The following is a 24,412-nucleotide window of genomic DNA, read 5'->3' on the forward strand; positions in this document are numbered from 1 at the left end:
CGCCCGGTCAGTTGTCGCGGGACCGGGAGACGGTGCGGACCAGCCGTTCGGCCACCTGGCGCAGCGGGATGTCGAGGGAGGAGGCGGCGGTGCGCAGCACCTCCAGCGCCTCCTCGGCCGGGCAGCCGCGCTGAGTCATGATCACGCCGATGGCCTGGCCGACCACACCGTCGTCCAGCAGCGAGGTGTCGCGCTCGCCGGCCACCTCGAGTTGCCGGGCCCGGTCACGGACGGCGGCGAGCAGCAGTCCGGCGTGCTCGGCGAGCAGCATGGCGGTGAGCTGGTGCTGGGTGGTGAGCACGTCGGACGCGCCCGCGTAGAGGTTGATGGCCCCGAGCACGTGGTCGTCCACGTCGAGCGGAGCGGAGATCACGCCGCGCACGCCGAGGTCGACGGCGTGGGCGGTCCAGTCCGGCCAGCGCCGGTCCCGGCCGAGGTTCTCCGAGATGACCATTTCCCGACGCCGGATCGCGTCCATGGCCGGGGTGTCGGGGCCGTGCCGGAGGTCGTCCAGGCCGGCGAGGCGAGGATCGGAGGCGGCCGCCCCGGCCGGCTCACCGGCGCGCAGGACCGTGAACCCGCACCAGCTCACCCCGGCCACGGCGTCGCGGGTGATCCGGACGAGCGCGGCCAGAGCCTCATCGAAATCGGTCACGGAGATGAGACCGGCGGTCAGCTCACGCAGCAGCGCGGCGGTCTCCAGCACGCCGACGGTCGGCGCCGTCGGCTGGTCGGTGTCGAGGTTCACCGGCGCGCAGCCCCCACCCCGCGCCCCGTCACGGCACGCCCGGTCGGTGCCTTCACGTGTGTCATCGTCTGCTCTCCCGGATGTTCGGACCCGGCCTCATACCCGGGCTCAGCCGGGTCGAAACGGTCTAAAAGGGGGCCCGGCCGGCGGTACCGGCGCCGGCCGGGCTCCTCCTCGTCAGCGAGCGGCGCCGGTGAGCCGGCGCCCGACCGAGGCGATGAGCCGGTCGAGTTCCGAACCGAACGGGTTGTCGTGCACCAGGTAGGTCCACGTCGCGCTCGGGCGCACCAGCTTCGCCTCGTCCGGCTCCCAGTCCTCGTCGAAGTCGGTCTCGGTGAAGGTCGCGATGGTGCGCGCCTCGATCTCCGGGACCAGGGCGTTGAAGGCCGGGACGGCCGCGCGGTGGAACTCGTCCAGCGGGTCCAGCCGGCCCAGCGCGCGCAGGTGCACGCCCTCGCGGACCTCGGAGAGCTCGGCCAGGTGCTCGGCCCAGAGCCGGTCGAGGTGGTAGAGCGCGATCGACCGGGCCACCCGGGCGAGCAGGTCCTCGTCCATCTCGCCGGCCTTCTCCGGGACCTTGTCGAGCAGCATGAGCGCCGCCACGTCGCTGGTGAGCAGCCGCTCCCGCCGCTCGGCGAGCGCCTTGCGCTGCTGCTCGATCACCACGCTGTAGCGCCAGGTGTTGCGGTGGATCTCGTGGTTGACGCCCTCGGCGACCCGCTGGGCGTGCTCAACCGCGTAGTCGACCTGCTCGTCGGTGACCAGACCGTCGGCGTGCATCCGGGGGGACGCCGGCACCGCGTCGGCGGCGTGGCGGACCACGAGGTCGTCCTCCAGGCTCACGAAGAAGACCGAGCCGCCCGGGTCGCCCTGCCGGCCGGCCCGGCCGCGCAGCTGGTCGTCGACCCGGCGGCTGTCGTGGCGACCGCTGCCGATCACGTAGAGACCACCCAGCTCGGCGACCCGCTCCCGGTCGGCCTGGTCGCTGCCGCCGAGCCGGATGTCGACACCCCGACCGGCCATCTGCGTGGAGACGGTCACCGCGCCGTACGCGCCGGCCTCGGCGATGATCGCCGCCTCCTCGTCGTCGTTCTTGGCGTTCAGCACCACGCACGGCACGCCGGCCGCGTGCAGGCCGGCCGCGAGCTGCTCGGACTCCTTGACGTCCAGGGTGCCGACGAGCACCGGCCGTCCGGCGGAGTGGCAGCGCCGGATCTCGTCGATCAGCGCCTCCTCCTTCTCCGCCCGGGTGGCGTAGATGCGGTCCGGCTCGTCCTCGCGGATGCACGGGGTGTTCGGCGGGATCACCGCCACCTCGAGGTCGAAGAACTCGCGCAGCTGGTCGCCGACCAGCACCGCGGTCGCCGTCATGCCGCAGACCTTCGGGTAGAGCCCGATGTACGCCTGCACGGCGATGGTGCCCAGCACCTCGCCCTCGGCCGTGGCGTCCAGCCCCTCCTTGGCCTCCACGGCCGCCTGGAGCCCGTCCGGCCAACGACGGCGCTGGGCCACGCGGCCGCGCATCTCGTCGATCAGCTCGACCGAGCCGTCGCGGACGATGTAGTCGACGTCCCGGTGCAGCAGCGCGTGCGCGTGCAGCGCCACGTTCACCGCGGACAGGTGCTCGACGTGCTCCTCGTCGTAGAGGTCGAGGCCGAGCTTGGCCTCCACGGCGGCCAGGCCGGCGGAGGTGAACGCCACGCTGCGGCCGTCCTCGGCCACCGTGTAGTGCTTGCCCTTGCGCAGCCCGCGCACCAGCGCGGCGGCGGCGTGCACCGGGTCCTGCTCGCCGGGCACCGCGCCGGCGAGCACCATCGGCACCCGGGCCTCGTCGATCAGGATCGAGTCGGCCTCGTCCACGATCGCCGTGCGCAGCGGCGGCTGGACCCGGTCCTCGATGTCGGTGACCAGCTGGTCGCGGAGGAAGTCGAAGCCCGCCTCGCTGACCGAGATGTAGGTGACGTCGCAGGCGTAGGCCGCGCGCCGCTCCTGCGGGGTGGACGCCTCGTTGACCCAGCCCACGCTGAGGCCGAGCAGGGTGTAGACCGGCTCCATCCACTGGGCGTCGCGGCGGGCCAGGTAGTCGTTGACGGTGAGCACGTGCACCGGCCCGTTGCCCAGCCGGACGTGCCCGTACGCGGCGATCGTGGCGGTGAGCGTCTTGCCCTCACCGGTGGCCATCTCGGCGACCTTGCCGGAGAGCAGCGCCATCGCCCCGAGCAGCTGCACGTCGTACGGCCGCTGGTCGAGCCCCCGCCGGGCGGCCTCGCGGCCGACGGCGCAGATCTCCACGTAGCCCTCGGCCTTCCCGGCGGCCTCGGTCAGCTCGGCGTCGTCGAGCGCGGCGAGCTCCTCCTCGCGCGCCTCGATCGCCGGCAGCAGCTTCTCCAGCGGGGCCAGGTCGACCGTCGTCCCCGGGCGCTGGAGGAACCGCCGGAACCTGGTCTTCAACCGTTGCGACACACCCATGAGCGGCAACGGTACGCGAACCGGGCCGGTTTCCGCGTCCCGCCCGGCGGCATGTCCGACCCCGGACGGAACGGGTGACGGACGACACCCTCAGACGGTGAGGACGACCTGCATCTCCTGTCGGCGACGGGCGGCCAGAGCGGTCAGCAGGGCGGGCGCCTCCTCGAAGGGCAGCACCGCCGAGACCAGGTGCTTGCGGATCGCGTCGCCGTGGGCGCGGAGCAGGTCCACGGTCGCCGCGGAGAGCCGCTCCCGGTCCCAGGTGGGAGCGAGACCACGCGGCACGCGCCCGATCTGGGCGCACCGGACGGAGAGCCCGTTGTGGTGGAACTCCTCCCCGAGCCGCACCTCGTCCGCCCCCGCCTGGTAGAAGGCGAGATCGATCACGGTGCCCTGTGGTCGCAGCAGCCGCAGCGCGAGGTGCAGCGCCCAGGCCTGCCCGCGGCACTGGAACACCACGTCGGCGCCGCGGTCGCCGGCCGCGTGCGCCCAGCGCGTCTTGAGCACCACGGCCGGATCCTCCGCCTCCGGGTCGAGGGTCGCCAGGCCGAGCGCCTCGGCGACCTGGCGGCGGTGCGGGGTCGGGTCGAGCACCACCACCGAGGCGGCGCCGTGTTCCCGGGCGAACAGCGCGGTGAACAGGGCGACCACGCCACAGCCGACCACCGCCACCCGGCGCCCGCGCACCCCGTCGCCGAGCGACCGCACGTCCGCGCCGTGCAGGTCGGCGGCGGCGTGCAGCAGCCCGTTGGCGCAGATCGGGCCCATGTGTGCCACGTACACGCCGAGCAGGGGGTCCAGGTCGTCGGGGAGCGGCACGAACCGCTCGGCGACCGGATCGGCGACCCAGCCGGTGCGGTGGCCGTACGTCATCGCGCCGATCGTGCCCTCGGTCACCGCGGGGGTGGCGCTCTCCACGACCCGGCCGACCTGCATGTAGCCGAGCCGGGTCACCGGGTAGGGGCTGTCCGGCGCGCCGGGGCGGAACAGGCCGAGGTCCGCGTCCCAGGTGACGGTGAGGTAGGGGTTCGTGCCCTTGACGTAGCTGAGCTCCGTGCCCGCCGAGATGCCGCTGAACAACGTCCGCACCCGGAACGTGCCCGGGCGCAGCGGTGCCGGGTCCTGCTCGACCAGGCGCACCCGGCCGGGGCCGTCGACCACCACCACCCGGTCACGCATCGACGGTCACCCCGGTGCGGTGCGGCGTCGTGGTGGCCGGCGGGTCCAGGCGTACGGGCCGGCCGGTGCGGGCCGAGTCGGCGACCGCCAGGGCGAGCCGGTGCGTGGCGAGGGCCTCGGCGTACGGCACGCGCACGTCGTCGCCGAGGCCGCGGACGGCGTCGACGAAGGCGCGGTCCACCGCCACCCGGGCGGCCTCGGGATCAGCCGGCATCCGCCGTTCGCCCTCACCGTCGCAGACGCGCAGCCCGTCCTCGGTCAGCGTGAGCGCCAGCCCGTCGGCCAGGATCTCCAGCCCCGCCCGGTGCTTCCAGCCGAGCACGCAGGCCGTCGTGAGGGTGCCGACCGCTCCCCCGGCGAAGCGCAGCGTGGCGGCGGTCACCGAGTCGACGTCCGCGCCCTCGACGGGTGGCGGGGCGCCGTCGCCGTACGCGGTCACCTCGACCGCCTCGCCGACGAGCACCCGGACGAGGTCGAGCACGTGGGCGGCCTGCTCCACGACCGGGCCGCCGGAGCGGTCCCGCCGGCACCACCAGTCGACCGGTGGCACCTTGTCCCACCAGGTGCCGCTGACCATCCGGACGGGGCGGCCCTCCAGCAGGTCCCGGGCCTGCCGCACCACCGACAGGTACCGCCAGTGGTGGCCGACGGCGGTGAGCAGCCCGCGGCGGGCGACCAGGTCCGCGACGCGCTCGGCGGTGAGCAGGTCCAGCGCGACCGGCTTCTCCACGAACATCGGCACCCCGGCGGCCACGACGGCCTCCTCCGCCGGGCCGTGCGCGAACGGCGGCACGCACACGTACACCGCGTCCGGCCCCGCCGCGAGCAGGGCGTCGACGTCGGGAAAGGTGCGCGCGCCGTGCCCGCCGGCGAGCGCGGCGGCGGCCGCGGGCCGCACGTCGGTCACCCCGATGATCTCGGTGTCCTCGAACCCGGCGAGCACCCGGGCGTGGCGCTGGGCCACCCCTCCGGCACCGACGAGTCCCACCCGGCACGTCCGCATCGATCCGCCCTCTCCGCCCCGCGATGTCGCGTCCCGGACAAGCACTCCCCCCACGGCCGCGCAATCAAACGTTCACCACCCGGGAACCCGGCGTGGAGGCTGTCGTGATCAAGCTGTTAGGCATGATCCGGTTAGCGCGAGGGCGCGAGTGGGAAAAACCGTCGGCGTTCTCGGCCACGATCTGGGGGTGTGCCCGTGCGGGATACTGATTCGACCGTCTCGCCGGTGGTGGAGGCGTGGGCCACCTACCGGACGACCTCCGCGGGCGACTGGAACGCCCGGCGCCTGGCCCGGGCCAAGGGGGAGAGCCGGGTCAGCGTCGTGCTGCCGGCGCGCAACGAGGAAGCGACGGTCGGCGCGATCGTGGCGACGATCCGCGAGCACCTCATGGACCGGATCCCCCTGGTCGACGAGCTGATCGTGGTGGACTCCCGGTCCACGGACCGGACCGCCCGGGTGGCCCGAGCCGCCGGGGCGGAGGTGGTGAGCCAGGACGCGATGACCCGCGGGCTGCCCCGGCTCGACGGCAAGGGCGACGCGCTCTGGGCCGGTCTCGCCGCGGCGGAGGGGGACGTGGTGGCCTTCGTCGACGCCGACCTGCGGGAGTTCCGGCCACACTTCGTGACCGGGCTGGTCGGCCCGTTGCTGACCGACCCGTCGGTCGAGTTCGTGAAGGGGTTCTACCACCGACCACTGGTGGGCACGACGGGCGTGGAGCCCGACGGGGGCGGGCGGGTGACCGAGCTGATGGCCCGGCCGCTGCTCAACCTCTTCTGGCCGGAACTGGCCGGCTTCGTGCAGCCCCTCGCGGGCGAGTACGCCGGCCGCCGCGACGTGCTCGCCCGGGTGCCCTTCGTCTCCGGGTACGGGGTGGAGACGGCGATGCTCATCGACCTGCTGGAGCTGGTGGGGTTGGACGCGCTGGCCCAGGTCGACCTCGGCGAGCGCAAGCACCGGCACCAGGACACGGCGGCGCTGGGGCGGATGTCCGCCCAGATCCTGCTGACCGTCTGGTCGCGGCTGCAGCGGCGCGGCTGGGCGGCCCCGGGCGTCGACCCCACCCCGCTGCTGACCCAGTTCCGCCGGGGCGGCTCCGAGGCACTGCCGAACCTGGAGCGGGAGATCGTGGTCAGCGACGTCTCCGTCGAGGAGCGTCCGCCCCTGGCGGAGCTGCGGCACCGGGTGCCGCGGCGGCGGATGGCGGCGGCGTGAGCACCGGGCCGGGTCGGGCCGGCGGATCGGAACCCCCCGGGCCGGGCCCGCGACGCACCGGGGGCACCGGGGAGAGGCGGGCGTCCCGATGAGCCTCACCGTGCTGATGAACGCCGGTCCCTGGCTGTCCGTGCCGCCCCCGGGATACGGCGGCATCGAGAACGTGGTCGCGACGCTCGTGCCGGAGCTGCGGCGGCTCGGCGTCCGGGTGGTGCTCGCCTCGGTGGGCGACAGCACCCTGCCCGTCGACGAGCTGCTGTCGGTCTTCCCCGAGGGGCAGTTCGCCTCCCTGCAACGGCCGTACAACCAGGTGTGCGGCGTCGCCCAGGCACACCTGGCGGGCGTGGTCCGGACGCTGCACACCCGCGACGACATCGACCTGGTGCACGATCACGTCGAGGCGGTCGGCCTGGCCACCCTCACCGCGATGGGGTCGGACGCCCCTCCGGTGCTGCACACCCTGCACTGGGACCTGGCCAAGCACCCGGCGCTCTACGGTGGCTACGACGGTGGTGACCGGGTCCGGGTCAACGGGGTGTCCGCCGCCCAGCTGGCCCGCGCGCCGCAGGCGCTGCGCGATCACTCGGTGGGGCACGTGCACCTGTCCACCCCCCTCGCCGTCGGGGCGGACCGCCGGCCCCGGCCGGAGAAGGGCGACCACGTGGTCGTGCTCGGCCGGATCAACCCGGGCAAGGGGCAGGACCTCGGCGTGCGACTCGCCCGGCAGGTCGGGTTCCCGCTGGTGCTGGCCGGGCCGGTCGGGCCGTACCACCGGCCCGAGGATCTCGCCGCCGCCGGTGACGAGGCCCGGCAGAACCCCGACGTGCGCTTCTTCCACGACGAGGTCGCGCCCTACGTGGACGGGGACCTGGTCCGTTGGGTCGGCACGGTCGCCGGCCGGGAACGCGACGACCTGGTGGCCGGGGCGCGGGCGTCGCTCTTCCCGCTGCGCTGGGAGGAGCCCGGCGGCACCGCGGTGGTGGAGTCGCTGGCCCTGGGCACACCGGTGGTCGCCATGGCGCGGGGCTGCCTGCCCGAGCTGATCACCCACGGTCGCACCGGGCTGCTCACGGCCGACGAGGCGGAGCTGGGCGAGCTGGTGCTGGCCGCCGGCCTGGTCGACCCGGACGAGTGCCGCCGGGAGGCCGCGGCCCGCTTCACCCCGGCGGTGATGGCCGAGAAGTACCTCGCCCTCTACGAGCGGGTCCGTCGGCTGGCCGCGGCGCCCCGTCTCCAACCGGCCTGAGGGCCGCTCGCCGCCGACGGCCGACCGGCCGGGGGTTTGGCCGACCGCACCGGGGGTAGCCGCGCCCCGCCGAGGGCCCGCAGCGGGAGGAGACGGTGGTGGCCGGACCGATGGCACACTCCCGCGCCCGGGCCAACCCGGCCGACGGCAAGGCGCCGGTGCGCCGGGCGGCGGGCGTGGTGGCGGTGCTGTTCCTGCTCGTCGGGCTCTTCGGCTTCGTTCCCGGCGTCACCACCTCGTACGGCGACCTGCGGTTCGCCGGCCACCACTCCGGCGCCGTCCTGTTCGGCGCGTTCCAGGTGTCGGTGCTGCACAACCTCGTGCACCTCGCGTTCGCGATCGCGGGGCTCGTCGCGTCCCGCACGGTGACCGGGGCGAGGGCCTACCTGGTGGGCGGCGGCGCGATCTATCTGGTGCTCTGGCTCTACGGGCTGGCGGTGGACGCGGACAGCGGCGCCAACTTCCTCCCGCTGAACGCCGCCGACAACTGGCTGCACCTGGGCTTGGGCGTCGTCATGATCGCCCTCGGGCTGCTGGCCGGGCGGCCACCGCGTCGTTGACGACGGCCCGCACGGCGTCGACGGGACCGGGGTCCGGTGTGGCGGCCGACGCGGTTTGGCCGATCGGCCGCGAGGGTAGTTTCCGAGTCCCACCGACGAGACGCGAGAGGTCCCTGATGTCGAGCCGGATCACCTGCCAGGTGCACGACACCTCGCCGGTGACCGTCGTGCGGCTCGAGGGTGCCCTCGACCTGAGCACGATGCGGTCGGTGCACCGGACGTTGGACGACTGCCTCTCCGCCCAGCCCGACGGCCTCGTGGTGGATCTGGGTGGGCTCACCGTGCACGACCGGCTGGCGCTCGCCGTGTTCGCCGCGGCGGCCCGGCGGGCCGAGGAGTGGCCGGCCGTGCCGGTGGTGCTCTGCGCCCCGCCGCCGACCGCCGCGCGCTGGCTCGCCGAGTCCACCGCGTGCCGGGCGCTGCCGGTGCGCCGCGACCGCGTGGAGGCGACCCGCGCCGCGGGGGCCGCCGTCGCGCCCCGGTTGCGGGCCCGGCTGGAGCCGGTCGCCGGCGCGTGCCGCCGGGCCCGGGAGCTGGTCGGTGACGCCTGCACTCGGTGGAACCTGCCCGAGGTCACGGGGCCCGCCTCCGTCGTGCTCAGCGAGCTGGTGGCAAACGTGGTCCGGCACGCCGGCACCCCGATGCAGGTCACGCTGACCCTGCGCCGGCCGTACCTGCACCTGGCGGTGGTCGACGGCAGCCGGTCGACGGTGCGCGAGCGCGCGCCGGACGTACGGTCCGAGGGCGGCCGTGGCCTGCTGCTCGTCCGCCAGCTGGCGCAGCGCTGGGGCTGCGTCCCGGCCGGGGACGGGAAGGCGGTCTGGGCCATGCTGCCGGCGTCGTGACCGACAGCGCGAATTGACCGAAATTACCCCTTGAGGCTGGTTACATAGGGGACGGGGCCGGGTAGGCACGGCCGTCCTCTTCCAGCGACGACGGGGTGAGAAGCCATGCCCGAGCAGGTCACGACGGATCCGGGGCGAGACCGCGGGCCGGCGATCCTCGCGCCGGCCCAGTTCGGCGGCTACCCTGGCCCGCTGCGTGCCCCCCTTCCGGGTTCGTCGCTGATCCGGTTCCTCGCGACCACGGACCACAAGCAGATCGGCATCCTCTACCTGCTGACCTCGTTCGGCTTCTTCGTGGTGGCCGGGTTCGAGGCGATGGTGATGCGCGCCGAGCTGGCCCGACCCGGCCTGCAGATCCTGTCGCCGGAGCAGTACAACCAGCTGTTCACCTCGCACGGCGCGGTGATGCTGCTGCTCTTCGCCACCCCGGCGGCGTTCGGGTTCGCCAACTTCATCGTGCCGATCCAGATCGGCGCCCCCGACGTCTCCTTCCCCCGCCTCAACGCCCTCGCCTACTGGCTCTACCTCTTCGGCGGGATCATGGTCGTCGCCGGCTTCGCCACGCCGGGCGGCTCGGCCGACTTCGGCTGGACGGCGTACACCCCGCTCAGCGACGTGGAGCACTCCCCCGGTGTGGGCGCCAACATGTGGGTGGTCGGGCTCGTCATCTCCGGGCTGGGCACCATCCTCGGCGCGGTCAACCTGATCACCACGATCCTGACCCTGCGGGCGCCGGGCATGACGATGTTCCGGATGCCGATCTTCACCTGGAACATGCTCTTCACCAGCGTCCTGGTGATCCTGGTGTTCCCGCTGCTGGCCGCGGCGCTGCTGGCACTGACCGCGGACCGGATCCTGAACGCGCACGTCTACGACGCCGCCACCGGCGGGCCGATGCTCTGGCAGCACCTCTTCTGGTTCTTCGGCCACCCCGAGGTGTACATCATCGCGCTGCCGTTCTTCGGCATCATCACCGAGATCATCCCGGTCTTCTCCCGCAAGCCGATCTTCGGCTACACCGGCCTGGTGCTCGCCACCATCGCGATCACCGTGCTGTCGATGACCGTCTGGGCGCACCACATGTTCGCCACCGGCCAGGTGCTCCTGCCGTTCTTCAGCATCCTGAGCTACCTCATCGCCGTGCCGACCGGGGTGAAGTTCTTCAACTGGATCGGCACGATGTGGAAGGGGCAGATCACCTTCGAGACGCCGATGCTGTTCGCGATCGGTTTCCTGGTGACCTTCCTGCTCGGCGGCCTCACCGGCGTGCTGCTCGCCAGCCCGCCGGTCGACTTCCACACCCACGACACCTACTTCGTGGTGGCGCACTTCCACTACGTGGTCTTCGGCACCGTGGTGTTCGCGCTCTTCGGCGGCTACTACTTCTGGTGGCCGAAGATCACCGGGCGGCTGCTCGACGAGCGGCTCGGCAAGGTGCACTTTTGGACGATGTTCCTCGGCTTCCACGGCACCTTCCTCGTGCACCACTGGCTCGGCAACGAGGGCATGCCCCGGCGCTACGCCGACTACCTCCCGACGGACGGCTTCACCGCGTTGAACACGTTCTCCACCATCTCCGCCTTCGTGCTCGGCGCGTCCACGCTGTTCTTCATCTACAACGCCTGGAAGTCCTGGCGGTACGGGGCGCGGGTGACAGTGGACGACCCGTGGGGGTTCGGCAACTCCCTCGAATGGGCGACGACCTGCCCGCCGCCGCTGCGCAACTTCGACCGGATGCCCCGCATCCGCTCCGAGCGCCCGGCGTTCGACGCCAAGTACGGCGCGCTCGTCTCCGACCTCGGCCGGGACCTGCCGCAGCGCACCACCCGGCCGCCGCAGGAACTGCGCGACGAGCTGCGGCACGTCTCGCAGGTGCCCGAGTCGCCGGCCGCCGAGGGGGCGCACGGGCCGCACGAGGCCGCCGACTACACGCCCGCGCCGCAGTCGGGTGCCCGCCCCGTCGACGTGCCGGACCCGGAGCAGGTCCGCCGGCCGAGCTTCGAGGACACCGACGAGCCGGAGGAGACCCGCTTAGGGGCCCAGCGGGCGCCGCAGGAGAACGAGGAGTGGCGGCACCCGGGCAGTCGCGGCGACCCGCCGGAGCACGAGCGCTGACCGGCACGCGGTGGGGGCCGGCACCCGTACGGGTGCCGGCCCCCGTCGTCGCCGAGTGCGCCGGCCGGTCGGTCAGTCGCGGGCCGGCGCGAGGCCCGCGGCGGTGAGCGAGCGGCGTACCGCGGGCTGCACCCGCGTGAGCCGCAGCGGCACGCCGGTACGAGCGGCCGCCTCGCGGCCCGCCACCAGCGCGGCGATCCCACCGGCGTCGACCCCGCCCGCGCCGACCAGGTCGACGACCACCTCGCTCGGCTGCCCGGTCACCGCCTCCAGCATGGCGCGGCGCAGCTGGTCGGCGCCGTCGCGGTTGACGTCGCCGCCGACCTCGACCACCACCCGGTCGCCGTTGTGCCGCACCGAGATGCGCGGCTTGGTCGACTCCGTCTCGGCGGCGCCGTTCTGCCACGGCGGCGGGGTGTCGGCGAGCATCGCCTGGCGCAGCCAGGTCAACGCGCGCGACAGCAGCCGCGAGACGTGCATCTGGGAGATGCCGAACCGCGCCGCGATCTCCGCCTGGGTCTGGTTGCCGTAGAAGCGCATCGCGAGGATCCGGCGCTCGCGCCAGGGCAGGCGGTGCAGGAGCCCGCTCACCGTCACGCGGTCGTCGACGGACTCCAGCGCGTTGTCCGACTCGCCGACCAGGTCACCGAACTCCGCCGAACTCTCCCCGCCCACCGGTGCGTTCAGTGAGGCCGGGCTGTAGCCGGCGGCGGACTCCAGCGCGGCGAGGATCTCCTCCTCCGGGGTCTCCAGGCGTTCGGCCAGTTCGGCCACCGACGGCGCCCGGGACAGCTCGCTGGTCAGCGCCGCCGTCGCCTGTCCCACCTCGAGGATCAGGTCGCGCAACCGACGGGGTACGTGCACACCCCAGGTGCGGTCCCGGAAGTGCCGCTTGATCTCACCCACGATGGTAATGGCGGCGTACGCGGTGAAGGAACCCCGTTCCGGGTCGTACCGGTCAACGGCGTTCACCAACCCCAGCCGGGCCACCTGTTCCAGATCCTCCAGCGGCTCCCCCCGTCCGCGGTACCGGCGCGCGAGGCGGCCGGCGAACGGCAGGGCGAACCGGACCAGATCGTCCCGGGCCTCCTGCCGCCGTTCGGGTGGCAGCCCTTCGATCCGTGCCGCGTACGCGAGCGCCGCCGCGTCGAGGTCCTCCAGGCCCCGCTCGGTCGGTGGTGGTGTGCTTGTGGTGGTCTGTCCGAACATCCGCGCCTCCCTCAGGAAGGTCCCCCGCCCGGATCGGGAAAGCCGGTCGTGCGCGTGGTCGGGCCACGCACCGGGCCGGAAGTTGGGTTACGTGACTGGGACGCCAGCGGGCGACGACACCACGCTGCGCAACGTGATCAGTCCATCGCAGCCTGCGATGTTCCCGCTCCGTAGGTACTCAATCACGGGATCCCGGGTTCGCGAGGATGTTTCGCTGGGCTCACCTCAAGAGACGAGCAACCCCTGGTGGGTGCCGCTGTCGCGGAGCACGTCGAGGGCCTCGGGCACGGTCAGCGGGGGCGGCACCGGCAGGTCGTACGGCTGCGCCCGGAGCACCTCAGTGGCGCGACGGGTGGGCACGGAGGTGATCGGGTAGCCCCGTGCGGAGGCGCGGTCCAGGGCGCGGCGACGGCGGCCGAATCCGGCCACGGCCAGCCACTGCGGCAGTCCCGCGAGCGCCGGGGAGCGGATGCCGGGCGGCTCCGGCAGCACGTCCACGGACGTGAACGGCTCGCTGCCGGCGAGCCACCACTCGGCCCCCTCGACGCTGCGCCGGGTGGCGTTCTCGCACCAGTACGGCACCAGCCCCGCCCGCACCACCTGCCACGGGTCGAGCAGCCGCCCGCACTCCACCACCAGCCGGTCGCCGGTCTTGCCCGCCGCGCGCAGCCACCGCCGGTACAGGTCGGCGACGGCGGCGCTGAGCCCGTCCGGCCGGGGGAAGAGCACGCGGTGCAGCGGGTGGCCGTTGCGCGTGGACCAGTCCCGGGCGCTGAGTTCGAAGGCGGACTCCACGCCGTGCTCGGCGTAGCCCGACGGCGAGGAGACCTCCGGCGGCTCCCACCGGGAGGCGTCCCCGCCCGCCGAGCGCAGCACCTGGCGCAGGGCGTGGCTGTCGGGGTGGAAATCCACCGGGTCGAGCCCGCTGGCCGGGCACCCCGCCTGGAAGCTGTGCCCCTGCCCCGGGTCCACCACCGGCCACGTGCGCGCGTCGCGCAGCAGCAGCACCGGCGCGCCCGGAGCGAGCCGCTCGGACAGGAACCGCCGGTACGCGGCCGGCAGGCTCCGCCACCGGGCGGCGAGCAGGACGGTGGCACCGGCCAGCGCGCCCCGGCTCGCCGGGCAGTGCACCTGGCGCACGTGCAGGTCGTCGTTGCCGGCGAGCAGCCGGGCGGCGAGGGCCGCCCCGTGGTCCAGCGCCGCGCCGGGCCGGTCCACCGCGCCCTGCGCCCAGTGCACGGTCATCTCGAAGCCGGCGGGCAGCCAGGGCACCCCGAGGGCCACCGCCAGGTGCACGGCCGCGCCGTGCGGCGAGCCGAGCACCGCGCCCGGGTAGCTGCGCCGTGGGTACTGGTCCACGAACCAGCGGGCCACCCGCTCGGCGTCGACCTCGGCCACCTGGGCCGGCGTGAGCGCGACCCGGCCGACGGCCCGGGTGGCGGCCGCCCGGCGGACCGGCTCCGGCGCGCCGGGGAACCGGGACACCGGACCCGGGTGCCCCAGATCGGCGCAGTCGGTGCCGCGCAGGGCGCGGGCCGCGGCGGCGACCAGGACACGTGCCGCGCTGCCGGCCGACACCACCCGGTCACCGGCCAGACCGGCGTCGGCGGCCGTGAGCCCCTCGCGCACCTCGTGCACCGGCTCCACCTTGCCTCGTTCGCTCACCACGCGGCCCGGCTTCCCGTCCCGATGCGGTTCAAACGGGCCCTCCTCCACCTGCCGGGACCAATCCGCTGATCGGGGACACTTCGCTCGATCCCTGGTGGTTGGCGGTGTCCCGCCACGTGCGAGCGGGCCGTCCCGGCCGCGCGGGATCGTCCACGGCGGCCCCGTCCGGGCCCTTCCGGCGCGCTCGACCCGGCCGCGCGGGACGTCCGCGAGCGACCCGCAAGCCCCGTCGCCGGCCGGTCCGGGACGGCGCGGCGGCGGGCCGCAGGGGTGGTGAACGGCAACGCCGGGCGGCCGGACCCCACCGTGGGCTCCGGCCGCCCGGCCTCGTGACGCGGGCCGCTAGACCAGGTCCTCCGCGGCCACGGAGAGCTGCCGGTCGGTCTGCTCCCGGACACGCCGGGCCGCGGCGCCGTCGGCGAACACGCCCCGCAGGTCGGCGAAGGCCGGCTCCGGCGGCGCGAGCGGCACGCTGGCGTCGACCACGGCCTCCACCACGCACGGGCGGTCGGCGGCCAACGCCTCGTCCCACGCGGCCCCGACCAGCTCCGGTCGGTCGACCCGCACGCCGTGCAGCCCGAGCAGCCGGGCCCAGCCGGCGTACGGCACGTCGGGGCGGCGCTCGGACGGCCCGGTGAGCGGCTGCCGCCCGCCCCCCATGCCCGACAGGTCCCGGTTGTTGAGCACCAGCACCACGAGCCGGGGATCGCGCCACCGGGTCCAGTGGTGCGCCACCGTGATCAGCTCGGCCAGGCCGTTGAGCTGCATGGCGCCGTCGCCGACCAGCGCGATCACCGGCTGGTCGGGGGCGGCGAGCTTGGCGGCGACCGCGTACGGCAGGGCGCAGCCCATCGAGCCGAGCGTGCCGCAGAGCTGCGCGTTCACTCCGGGAGGCAGCTCCAGGTGGCGCGCGTACCAGTAGATGACCGATCCCACGTCCACCGCGATCGCGCCGCTGGCCGGCAGCCGGGTCGAGAGTTCCTGGAGCACCTGCTGCGGGTTGACCGGCTCGGCCGGCGCGGCGGCCCGGTCGGCCAGCTCCCGCCGCCACCGGTCCACCGAGTTCTCCACGGTGGCCCGCCACCGCGGGTTCGGCCGGTCCGGGATCCGGGCGAGCAGCGCCTCCGCGGTCTCGGCGGCGTCGCCGACCAGCGCCACGTCGACCGGATAGCGGCTGCCGATCCGGCGACCGTCGATGTCGATCTGCACCGTCCGCACCTGCCCGGGCATCGGCAGGTAGCCCGTCCACGGGTCGTTCGTGCCGACCAGCAGCAGCGTGTCGCAGCCGCCCATCAGCTCGGCGGCGGCGCGGGTGCCCACCTCACCGAGGACGCCGGTGTGGAACGGCAGCCGTTCGTCGAGCACCGGCTTGCCCAGCAGGGAGCTGGCCACGCCGGCGCCGAGCCGGTCGGCGAGGGCGAGGACCTCGTCGGCCGCGTCCCGTGCGCCCTGCCCCACCAGGATCGCGACGCGCTGCCCGCTGCCGAGCATCTGCGCGGCGGCCGCCAGGTCCTCGTCGTGCGGGATCACCCGGGCCAGCGGTTCCCCGGGCATCGCGGTGATCACCCCGGCGGCGTGGGCCTCCAGGTCGGGCACGACCGCCTCCTGCACCTGCCGGGGCAGCACCACACAGACCGGGCTGCGGGTCGCGGCGGCCGTGCGGAACGCCTGGTCGAGCAGGGTCGGCACCTGCCCGGGACCGCGGGCGTACCGCACGAATTGGTTGCACACGTCGGCGAAGAGCCGGCTCAGGCCGATCTCCTGGTGGGCGCCGCCCAGCGGGCCGGAGACGTCCTCGCCGACGATCGCCACGACCGGCTTGCTGTCGAGTTTGGCGTCGTAGAGGCCGTTGAGCAGCTGCACCGCGCTCGGCCCCTGGGTGGCCAGGCACACGCCGATGCCACCGGTGAACTTCGCGTGCCCGGTCGCCATGAAGGAGGCGGTCTCCTCGTGCCGCGCCGGCACGAACTCCGGATCCCCGCCGGCCCGGTCCAGCGCCGCGACGACCGGGGCGATCGCGTCACCGGGGTAGCCGAACGCCCGCGGCACCCGCCAGGCGCGCAGGCGCTCGACCACCAGATCGGCCGCGGTCCGCTCAGCCATTGCCGCGTCCCGGCGTGCTCGCGTCCACGTACCGCAGCACCGCGCCGACCCCGTCGGTCAGCTCCGGCGCCTCCTCCGGACCGAGCACGGTCAGCTCCGCGTCGGTGCCGACCAGCGCGCGCACCAGCGCCGCGTCGGCGCGTACCCGCTGCGGGTCGGCGATCGACATGGCGGTCAGCTGCCCCGGGTCGACGGCGATCTCGGTGGGCTCGGGGCCGATCCACAGCTCACCGTTGGCCGACGGATCGTCCACGATGAGCATGGTGTCGACCTGGTTGCGTTGCAGCGCGCCGACCACGGCCTCCAGGCCGGCCCCGACGTCCTCCTGCATGCCGAACCGGTCGAGGGCGGCGGCGATCCGCTGGTCGGCCACCTCCGCGATGGTCTGGACGGTCACGTCGTCCAGCAGGGTCTGGTCGGCGCCCGCGGCCCGGGAGCCGGCGTCGGTGCGGACGAGCACGTCCTGCCAGCGGGGCGGCATCTGCGCGGCGATCACGCCGGTGGCGCGGACGTCACCGGCGACCACCACGACGTCGGCGCCGACCCGCTCGGCCAGCTCGACGGTCGCGGCGGTCACGTCGCCGGCGTTGTGGTGCCACGCCTCCATGGCCGCGCGCTGGTAGCGCGACTGCGACCAGCCGCCCGGCTGCACCCGGCGCAGCTGGAAGTCCTCCCGGCCGGTGACCGTGGCCCGGCGGGGCACGCCTCCGGCGCTGACCGCCATGGCGTCACCGCCGGTCCGGTCGGCGAGCACCCGCACCCAGGCCACCTGCTCGCCCCGCTGGGCGAGCAGCGGCATCACGTGCGGCAGCGGCGCGTACGAGGCGAGGTCGCGCAGCGGCGGCGCGGACAGGTACTCGGTGAGTACCACCCGGCCGGCCGTGGCGAAGACGGCGAGCCCGTAGTCGCCCGCGACCGGGTCGTGTCCCCGTACCACCCGGTCCAGCGCGGCGACCGTCGGCTCGTCCGCGCCCTGGTCGATCAGTTGGCCCTGGAGTGCCCGCCACCGCAGGTCCAGCGCCGGGTGGGCGTCGTGCGTGTCGGCCGACGCGTCCAGGTACACCGAGCACCAGGGCCCGGGGCGGTCGTAGAGCGGACGCAGGAAGGACAGCTGCATGCTCGACCCCTTTCCAGCTCGGCCCTGCGCATACCCGTGCCGCCCCGGATGTCACCTGGCCCGGACGTGAGCGCGTGACCAGGTTTCATTCACGCCGTTCAACCTCGCACGCCGATACCATCAGTGAACGGATCAGGACTCTCGGTGGTGGTCATGGACAGCGGACTCGATACCCGGCGGATCGCCCACCCGACGGAGCGCACCTTCACCGGCCGCGTCGTGCGGTTGCTCGACGGCTACACCCGCGAGGTGGCCGTCAGCCAGCCCGTGCTCGTCGGCGTGCTCGCCGCGGCGGGCGTGGGAGCGCTGTTGATGCTGCTGGTGCGCGCGGTCTTCCCCGGCGCGGGCGGCGGCGCCCGGCGCCGCTGGAAGGAGCTGCGCAAGGGACCCGAATACCTGGTGACCCCGCTGCGCCTGCGCGACGCCACCGGCCGCCTCCACGAGGTCGAGCTGCACGGCCACCTGCCGCAGAGCGCGCTGCACCCCGCTGACCACGTGCAGCTGACCCTGCGGGCGCAGGCCGATCCGGACCTGCCGCCGCGGATCGAACGGATCGTCAACCTCACCACCGGCCAGCTGCTCACCCCCCGGCCCGCGACGCTCTGGACGCACCTCGGTCCGCCCCTGCTGCTCCAGGCCACGCTCGGAACGCTGCTGGTGCTCGGCATCGCCGCCTGGTCCGCGCTGACCTGACGGGCGCCCGGCCGGCGGCACGTTTCCGGCGCGCGACCGCGGGGCACCGGGGGTGCCATGTTCCCCGGATTCAGGCTGGAGCACGTCGACGTCGGCCCGGTGCGGCTGCGGGTCCGCCACGGTGGCTCCGGCCCGCCCGTCGTGCTGCTGCACGGTCATCCCCGCACCCACGCCACCTGGCACCGGGTCGCGCCGCTGCTCGCCGAGCGGCACACGGTGATCTGCCCCGACCTGCGCGGCTACGGCGGTTCGACGGCGCCGCCGGACACTCCCGACCACGCGTCGTACGCCAAGCGGGCGATGGCCGCCGACGTGGTGGCGCTGCTCGACGCGCTGGGACACCCCCGGGCCGCGGTGGTCGGCCACGACCGGGGTTCCTACGTGGCGACGCGGACGGCGCTGGACCACCCCGACCGGGTCAGCCGGCTCGGGGTGCTCGACGGGGTGCCGATCGGCGAGGCGCTGGCCCGGGCCGACGCCCGGTTCGCCGCCGCGTGGTGGCACTGGTTCTTCCTGGGGCAGCTCGACAAGCCCGCCGAGCGGGTCATCAACGCCGACCCGGACGCCTGGTACGGCGGGTCGCCCGAGCAGATGGGCGAGGAGGCGTACGCCGACTACCGGCGGGCGATCCACGACCCGGCCACCGTGCACGCGATGTGCGAGGACTACCGGGCGGGACTCGGGCCCGACCGGGCGGCCGACGACGCCGACCGGGCCGCCGGGCGCCGGATCGGGTGCCCGGTCCTCTTCCTGTGGAGCGAGCGGGACGATCTCGTGGAGCTGTACGGGGATCCGGCGGCGATCTGGCGCGACTGGGCCGACGACGTGCGGGTCGCGTCGGTGGACTCCGGCCACCACATGGCCGAGGAGGCGCCGGAGCAGCTCGCCGCGCTGCTCGCCGACTTCCTCCGGGAGTGAGGCGGGCTCAGCGCACGGACGCGGGCTCGGGACGCGCGGGCGACGACGCCGCCGTCGTGCCGAGCATCCCGCGGCGGTGGGCCCAGCGCTCGTACGCCAGGGTGGCGAACGGGGGGACCGCACAGGCGAGCGCGACGCCCGTCGCCAGCAGGCTCCACCGGTGCCGCCGGGCCACGGCGAGGACCAGCACCAGGTACACGACGAACAGACCGCCGTGGATCGGCCCGAAGACCTTCACGCCGAGTTCGTTTCCGGGCGGGCCGTACTTCACCGCCATGCCGACCAGCAGGCCGAGCCAGGAACACGCCTCGGCGATCGCCGCCCCGACGAACAGCCTGGTCACTCCGTCGCGCTTCGCCACCGCCACCACCCTCTCGGCCGGCCATGCTAGCCGCACCGGCGCCCACGGGTGGACGCGACCGGCCGGAGGCGACGGGAATCACCCGGGACACGGATGGGTACAGAACAATCCTCGTGCCCTTCCCCCGCCCGTGCCGGCATGGGAGGTTAGGGATACCAGCGGTGACACGGATGGTGGCCATGGGTGAGGACGTCGGCGCGCGGACCTTCAGCCGGGAGGATCGGACGCGCTATCGGGACAAGGTCCGCCGGTGCCTGGACGTCTTCGCCGAGATGCTGCGCGAGTCCCACTTCGACGTCGACCGCCCGATGACCGGGCTGGAGATCGAGCTCAACCTCGTCGACGACGAGTCGCAGCCGGCGATGCGCAACGCCGACGTGCTGGCCGCCGTCGCCGACCCGAGCTTCCAGACCGAGCTGGGCCAGTTCAACGTCGAGATCAACGTCGCGCCGCGCCGGCTCAACGGCACCGGCACCGCGCAGTTCGAGGAGCACGTGCGGGCCAGCCTCAACGCCGCCGACGAGAAGGCGCGGACGGTCGGCGCCCACATGGTGATGATCGGCATCCTGCCGACCCTGCGCCCCGAGCACCTCACCGGGCACACGCTCTCCGCCAACCCCCGCTACGAGCTGCTCAACGAGCAGATCTTCGCCGCCCGGGGCGAGGACCTGCGCATCGCCATCAACGGGGTGGAGCGGCTGGCCGTCACCGCCGACACGATCACCCCGGAGGCGGCCTGCACCAGCACCCAGTTCCACCTCCAGGTGAGCCCGGCGCAGTTCGCCGACTACTGGAACGCCGCGCAGGCGATCGCCGGGGTGCAGGTGGCGGTGGGCGCCAACTCACCGCTCTTCTTCGGCCGGGAGCTGTGGCGCGAGACCCGGATCCCGCTGTTCCAGCAGGCCACCGACACCCGCCCGGAGGAGATCAAGGCGCAGGGCGTACGCCCGCGGGTCTGGTTCGGCGAACGCTGGATCACCAGCGTGTTCGACCTGTTCGAGGAGAACGTCCGCTACTTCCCGGCGCTGCTGCCCGTCTGCGAGCCGGAGGACCCGGCGGAGGCGCTCGCGGCCGGCGACGTGCCGACGCTCGCGGAGCTGCGGCTGCACAACGGCACGGTCTACCGGTGGAACCGTCCCGTCTACGACGTGCTGCGGGGCCGCCCGCACCTGCGGGTGGAGAACCGGGTTCTCCCGGCGGGGCCGACCGTCGTGGACACCGTCGCCAACGGCGCGTTCTACTTCGGTCTGGTCCGGGCGCTGGCCGAATCCGACCGCCCGCTGTGGTCACAGATGTCGTTCAGCGCCGCGGAGGAGAACTTCCTCACCTGCGCGCGGCACGGCATCGACGCGCACGTCTTCTGGCCCGGCCTGGGCTACCTGCCGGTGACGGAGCTGGTGCTGCGGCGGTTGCTGCCGCTGGCCCACCACGGGCTGGACCGGTGGGGGCTGGACCCGGCGGAGCGGGACCGGCTGCTCGGCATCGTCGAACGGCGCTGCCTCACCGGGCGCAACGGGGCGAGCTGGCAGGTGGAGACGCTGCACCGGCTGGAGTCGGCCGACCACCTCGACCGGCCCGCGGCGCTGCGCGAGGTGGTGCGCCACTACGTCGACCTGATGCACAGCAACCGGCCGGTGCACGAGTGGCCGCTGCCCTGACCCGGGCCGGCGCACCCCCACCCGGCGGCGGGCGGCCTCCACAGCGGACCGGCTAGCGGCCGGCGGGGTCGCGCGCGGCCCCGTGCCGGGCGTGGCCGTCGTCGCGGTCGATGCGCAGCTCCCGCTCCAGCTCGGCGATGACAGCGCGCAGGTCGTCCAGCCGTTGGGTCAGCGCGATCCGGTCCACCTCGTCGGGCACGCCGTCACCGTCCTCGTCGTACCCGGGCGCCAACCGTTCGGTCATCTCCAGCCGGCGGGCCTCCTCCATCGAGTTGACGATGACCGCGATCAGGATGTTGAGCAGCAGGTTCACCGTGATGATGACGTAGCTGACGTAGTAGACCAGCGTCCACGGCGACACCGCCATCCCCTGCTCGATCAGGTCCGGCAGGGTCTCCAGCGAGAGCAGCACGAACAGTGTCAGCAGGGACCGTCCGATGTCGCCGTACTGCTCGGGGTAGTGGTCGGCGAAGATCAACCAGCCGGCCATGCCGTAGACGTACAGGGTCACCACGGCCAGCGCGAGGAAACCGGCGACGCCGGGGATGCTGCGCCACAGCGCCGCCACGATGGTCCGCAGGCCCGGGCTGAAGCGGACGAGCCGCAGCACCCGGGCCATCCGCAGCACGCGCAGCAGCGCCGGGTCGCCGTGCAGGCCGGGAATGAAGATCGCGAGGATCACCAGGAAGTCGAAGACGTTCCAGCCGTGCCGGAAGAAGTCCTGCGGGCGGCGCCCGTACGCCAGGACCCGGACGACGATCTCCGCCACGAAGGCCGCCCGGAACGACAACTCCAGCCAGTGCAGGGCGGGACCGGCCGTCCCGAGGTGCCGGAACGTCTCGACGCCGAGCACGACCCCGTTGGCGACGATGAGGACGACGATGGCGATCTCGAACGGCCGGGACCGGACGGCCCGCGCGCACCAAACCGAGAGGATCGAGAAGCGGGACGCGGGCGCGGTGGTCGCCTGCCGTTGGCGGGGCACGGTGCCGCGGCGGCTCACGACCCGGACAGCTCCGCCGCCAGCGTCTCGTCACCGGGGTCGTGGATCACAACGCGCATGGCGAGAGCCTATCGACCGGCCCCGACCGCCGTCGCCGACGCCGAGCGCCGGCGTCAGACCGTGAGCAGCACCTTGCTGCACTCGTCCTGCTTCTTCTGGAAGATCTTGTAGCCCTTCGGGGCGTCCTTGAGCGGCATCCGGTGACTCACGATGAAGCTCGGGTCGACGTCCCCGCGCTGGATGCGCTCCAGCAGCGGGCGGGTGTACCGCTGCACGTGACACTGCCCGGTCCGCATGGTGAGCGCCCGGTTCATGAACGCGCCCATCGGGAACTTGTCGACGAAGCCGCCGTACGCGCCGATGACCGAGACCGTCCCGCCGCTGCGGCAGGCCAGGATCGCCTGGCGCAGCGCGAAGGGCCGCTCGGTCTCCGCCCGGACGGCCTGCTTCGCACGGTCGTACGCGTAGATGGCGGCGTTACCGTGGTGCCCCTCGAGGCCGACCGCGTCGATGCACGCGTCCGGCCCCCGGCCGGCGGTCAGCTCGTTGAGGGCGTCCAGGACGTCGGTCTCCTCGTAGTCGAGCGTCTCGGCGCCGGTGTGCTCGCGCGCCAACCGCAGCCGGTACGGGTACCGGTCGATGACGAACACCCGCTCCGCGCCGAGCAGCCGCGCGCTGGCCGCGGCGAGCAGCCCGACCGGGCCCGCGCCCCAGATGGCGACCACGTCGCCGGGCTGGATGTCGCACATCTCGGCGCCCATGTAGCCGGTGGGGAAGACGTCGGCGAGCATCACCGCCTGCTCGTCGGAGACGTCGTCGGGCACCTTGATCGGTCCGACGTCGGCGAACGGCACCCGGGCGTACTCGGCCTGGCCGCCGGCGTACCCGCCGAGCAGGTGCGAGTAGCCGAAGATGCCGCCCGGCGAGTGCCCCATGATCTTCTCGGCGATGCCGGCGTTGGGGTTGGAGTTCTCGCAGACCGAGTAGAGGCCGCGCTGGCAGGAGTTGCAGTGCCCGCAGGCGATCGGGAACGGCACCACGACCCGGTCGCCGGGGCGCAGGTTGCGCACCTGCGGGCCGACCTCGACCACCTCGCCCATGAACTCGTGCCCGAGGATGTCGCCCTTGCGCATCGCCGGGATGTAGCCGTGGTAGAGGTGCAGGTCGGAGCCGCAGATGGCGGTCGTCGTGATCCGTACGATCGCGTCCCGGGGGTTCATGATCGTCGGCTCGGGCACGTCGATGACCTTGACGCTGTCCTTGCCCATCCAGGCGGTGGCCCTCATCGTCGTCCTCTCCTCGGGTCAGCGCCGCAGCCCGCTGGGCAACGGCTGCGCGGGGCGTTGCATGACCTGCTGCCGGACCGAGATCCCGTCGGGGCTGCCCTCGGAGCGGACGATGTCGCCGGTCTCCAGCACCTGCTTGAACCGGCGCAGGTCGTCCCGGACCTGCTGCTCGGGCTCCTCGCCGAAGAGCTTGGCCACGGCCCGGCCCAGCGCGCCGGCCGGCGGCGCGTAGCCGAGCTGCACGCGGACCTCGGTGCCCCGGTCGCCGGGGGCGGGCACGAAGCGGACCCGACCGGCGTTCGGCACCCGCGTGCCGGGCAGCGACCGCCACGCGATCGACCGGTTCGGTTGGTCGTCGACGATCTCCGCGTCCCACTCGATGTGACGGCCCGCCGGGCCGCGTGCCGTCCAGTGCGACCGGCGCAGGTCGTCGGCGCGGATGGACTCCACGTGCGACATGAACCGGGGCAGGTTCTCGATGTCGCGCCAGTACCGGTACGCCTCGGCCGGCGAGCGGTTGACCGTCACCGCCATGTCGATGCGGATCTTCCGGTCCCGGGCCCGGCGCGCGCGGGACGCGCCGAGCGCCGCGAGCACGTCGACGGCGGTGATGCCGGCGACCACGGCCGTGGTCAGGGCGACGCGGCGACGCCGTTCGCCGCGGCGGTCGGCCATCGCGCGGGCGAGCAGGGTCAGGTCCGCGGCGTCACCGGCCACCCGGGTCCAGGCCCAGGCGGACGGGCGCCGGCCGGTGATCAGACCGAGGCCGTGGCCCAGCTCGCGGGCTCCGACGGCGGGGATGATGGTGCCGGCCATCGGTGAGTCGTCCACACCGGTGAGGCGGGCGACCGGCCCGGGGGCGGCGACCGCTCCCGCCCCGAGGGCGAGGCTCAGCCAGCCGAGCGCGCGGGGCAGCCAGGGGTCGCGGGTCGGATCGTCCAGTTCGGGCAGGAGCACTCCGTCGATACGGCTCACGTGGATCCCTCCGCTCGGGGCGCGTACCCGCCGGCTGCGGGTGC

20 protein-coding genes are annotated in these 24,412 nt (G+C 74.0%); 8 read left to right on the forward strand and 12 right to left on the reverse strand.

Annotated elements, in window-relative coordinates; all coding sequences use genetic code 11:
* Nucleotides 1–7 precede the first annotated feature (7 nt).
* The 4 genes from SM573_RS24855 to SM573_RS24870 form a co-directional block, all read right to left on the reverse strand.
* Nucleotides 8–748: a GAF and ANTAR domain-containing protein gene (locus tag SM573_RS24855; RefSeq protein ID WP_474610299.1), complete on the reverse strand. Its 741-nt coding sequence runs from the start codon at nucleotides 746–748 to the stop codon at nucleotides 8–10.
* A 177-nt stretch (nucleotides 749–925) separates the two neighbouring features.
* Nucleotides 926–3,217, reverse strand: a complete 2,292-nt coding sequence (secA2, locus tag SM573_RS24860; RefSeq protein ID WP_474610300.1) for an accessory Sec system translocase SecA2 — start codon at nucleotides 3,215–3,217, stop codon at nucleotides 926–928.
* Nucleotides 3,218–3,307: 90 nt separating this feature from the next.
* A complete protein-coding gene (locus SM573_RS24865; protein WP_474617180.1) occupies nucleotides 3,308–4,396 on the reverse strand; it encodes a zinc-binding dehydrogenase in 1,089 nt (362 codons plus the stop codon).
* Nucleotides 4,389–5,399, reverse strand: coding sequence for a Gfo/Idh/MocA family protein (locus tag SM573_RS24870; protein ID WP_474617181.1), 1,011 nt, complete (start codon nucleotides 5,397–5,399; stop codon nucleotides 4,389–4,391). Before SM573_RS24870 ends, SM573_RS24865 begins: the two co-directional genes overlap by 8 nt.
* A 195-nt stretch (nucleotides 5,400–5,594) precedes the next feature.
* Between SM573_RS24870 and SM573_RS24875 the strand changes: the two genes are divergently transcribed.
* From SM573_RS24875 to ctaD, 5 genes are all read left to right on the forward strand, one after another.
* Nucleotides 5,595–6,611 carry a glucosyl-3-phosphoglycerate synthase gene (locus SM573_RS24875; RefSeq protein WP_474610303.1) on the forward strand — a complete coding sequence of 339 codons (1,017 nt, stop codon included), beginning with the start codon at nucleotides 5,595–5,597 and terminating at the stop codon, nucleotides 6,609–6,611.
* 88 nt (nucleotides 6,612–6,699) lie between these two features.
* Nucleotides 6,700–7,857 (forward strand): glycosyltransferase, encoded by a 1,158-nt coding sequence (locus tag SM573_RS24880; protein WP_474617182.1) that lies wholly within the window; start codon nucleotides 6,700–6,702, stop codon nucleotides 7,855–7,857.
* A gap of 98 nt (nucleotides 7,858–7,955) precedes the next feature.
* Nucleotides 7,956–8,417: a DUF4383 domain-containing protein gene (locus SM573_RS24885; protein ID WP_474610305.1), complete on the forward strand. Its 462-nt coding sequence runs from the start codon at nucleotides 7,956–7,958 to the stop codon at nucleotides 8,415–8,417.
* A gap of 116 nt (nucleotides 8,418–8,533) precedes the next feature.
* Nucleotides 8,534–9,262 (forward strand): ATP-binding protein, encoded by a 729-nt coding sequence (locus tag SM573_RS24890; RefSeq protein ID WP_474617183.1) that lies wholly within the window; start codon nucleotides 8,534–8,536, stop codon nucleotides 9,260–9,262.
* A 105-nt stretch (nucleotides 9,263–9,367) separates the two neighbouring features.
* Nucleotides 9,368–11,377: an aa3-type cytochrome oxidase subunit I gene (ctaD, locus tag SM573_RS24895; protein ID WP_474610307.1), complete on the forward strand. Its 2,010-nt coding sequence runs from the start codon at nucleotides 9,368–9,370 to the stop codon at nucleotides 11,375–11,377.
* A gap of 72 nt (nucleotides 11,378–11,449) precedes the next feature.
* Here the strand turns inward: ctaD and SM573_RS24900 are convergent, their stop codons facing one another.
* From SM573_RS24900 to SM573_RS24915, 4 genes are all read right to left on the reverse strand, one after another.
* Nucleotides 11,450–12,586, reverse strand: coding sequence for a SigB/SigF/SigG family RNA polymerase sigma factor (locus SM573_RS24900; protein ID WP_474610308.1), 1,137 nt, complete (start codon nucleotides 12,584–12,586; stop codon nucleotides 11,450–11,452).
* Nucleotides 12,587–12,811: 225 nt separating this feature from the next.
* The gene (locus SM573_RS24905) at nucleotides 12,812–14,215 is read right to left on the reverse strand and encodes a hypothetical protein (RefSeq protein ID WP_474617208.1); all 1,404 of its coding nucleotides are present in this window, start codon (nucleotides 14,213–14,215) and stop codon (nucleotides 12,812–12,814) included.
* Between the two features lie 381 nt (nucleotides 14,216–14,596).
* Nucleotides 14,597–16,357, reverse strand: a complete 1,761-nt coding sequence (locus SM573_RS24910; RefSeq protein WP_474617184.1) for a thiamine pyrophosphate-binding protein — start codon at nucleotides 16,355–16,357, stop codon at nucleotides 14,597–14,599.
* The gene (locus SM573_RS24915; protein WP_474610310.1) at nucleotides 16,350–17,474 is read right to left on the reverse strand and encodes a baeRF2 domain-containing protein; all 1,125 of its coding nucleotides are present in this window, start codon (nucleotides 17,472–17,474) and stop codon (nucleotides 16,350–16,352) included. Before SM573_RS24915 ends, SM573_RS24910 begins: the two co-directional genes overlap by 8 nt.
* A 144-nt stretch (nucleotides 17,475–17,618) precedes the next feature.
* Here SM573_RS24915 and SM573_RS24920 point away from each other — a divergent pair, with 144 nt between their 5' ends.
* Both SM573_RS24920 and SM573_RS24925 read left to right on the forward strand, forming a co-directional pair.
* Nucleotides 17,619–18,167, forward strand: a complete 549-nt coding sequence (locus SM573_RS24920) for a hypothetical protein (RefSeq protein WP_474610955.1) — start codon at nucleotides 17,619–17,621, stop codon at nucleotides 18,165–18,167.
* 57 nt (nucleotides 18,168–18,224) lie between these two features.
* Entirely contained in the window at nucleotides 18,225–19,085 is an 861-nt protein-coding gene (locus tag SM573_RS24925) for an alpha/beta fold hydrolase (protein WP_474610311.1), read from the forward strand.
* 7 nt (nucleotides 19,086–19,092) lie between these two features.
* Here the strand turns inward: SM573_RS24925 and SM573_RS24930 are convergent, their stop codons facing one another.
* Nucleotides 19,093–19,446 carry a DUF3817 domain-containing protein gene (locus SM573_RS24930; protein ID WP_474610312.1) on the reverse strand — a complete coding sequence of 118 codons (354 nt, stop codon included), beginning with the start codon at nucleotides 19,444–19,446 and terminating at the stop codon, nucleotides 19,093–19,095.
* 179 nt (nucleotides 19,447–19,625) lie between these two features.
* On the opposite strand from SM573_RS24930, the gene SM573_RS24935 reads away from it, so the two are divergent.
* Complete coding sequence (locus SM573_RS24935) at nucleotides 19,626–21,104, forward strand: glutamate-cysteine ligase family protein (RefSeq protein ID WP_474610956.1); 1,479 nt, start codon at nucleotides 19,626–19,628, stop codon at nucleotides 21,102–21,104.
* A 52-nt stretch (nucleotides 21,105–21,156) separates the two neighbouring features.
* Here SM573_RS24935 and SM573_RS24940 read toward each other — a convergent pair whose 3' ends face one another.
* The 3 genes from SM573_RS24940 to SM573_RS24950 form a co-directional block, all read right to left on the reverse strand.
* Nucleotides 21,157–22,107 carry an ion transporter gene (locus SM573_RS24940; protein ID WP_474610313.1) on the reverse strand — a complete coding sequence of 317 codons (951 nt, stop codon included), beginning with the start codon at nucleotides 22,105–22,107 and terminating at the stop codon, nucleotides 21,157–21,159.
* A gap of 113 nt (nucleotides 22,108–22,220) precedes the next feature.
* Nucleotides 22,221–23,393: a zinc-dependent alcohol dehydrogenase gene (locus tag SM573_RS24945; protein WP_474617185.1), complete on the reverse strand. Its 1,173-nt coding sequence runs from the start codon at nucleotides 23,391–23,393 to the stop codon at nucleotides 22,221–22,223.
* A gap of 18 nt (nucleotides 23,394–23,411) precedes the next feature.
* On the reverse strand, nucleotides 23,412–24,368 hold the full coding sequence (locus tag SM573_RS24950) for an SRPBCC family protein (RefSeq protein WP_474610315.1): 957 nt from the start codon (nucleotides 24,366–24,368) through the stop codon (nucleotides 23,412–23,414).
* Nucleotides 24,369–24,412 lie beyond the last annotated feature (44 nt).

This window comes from Micromonospora xinjiangensis, assembly GCF_056150165.1.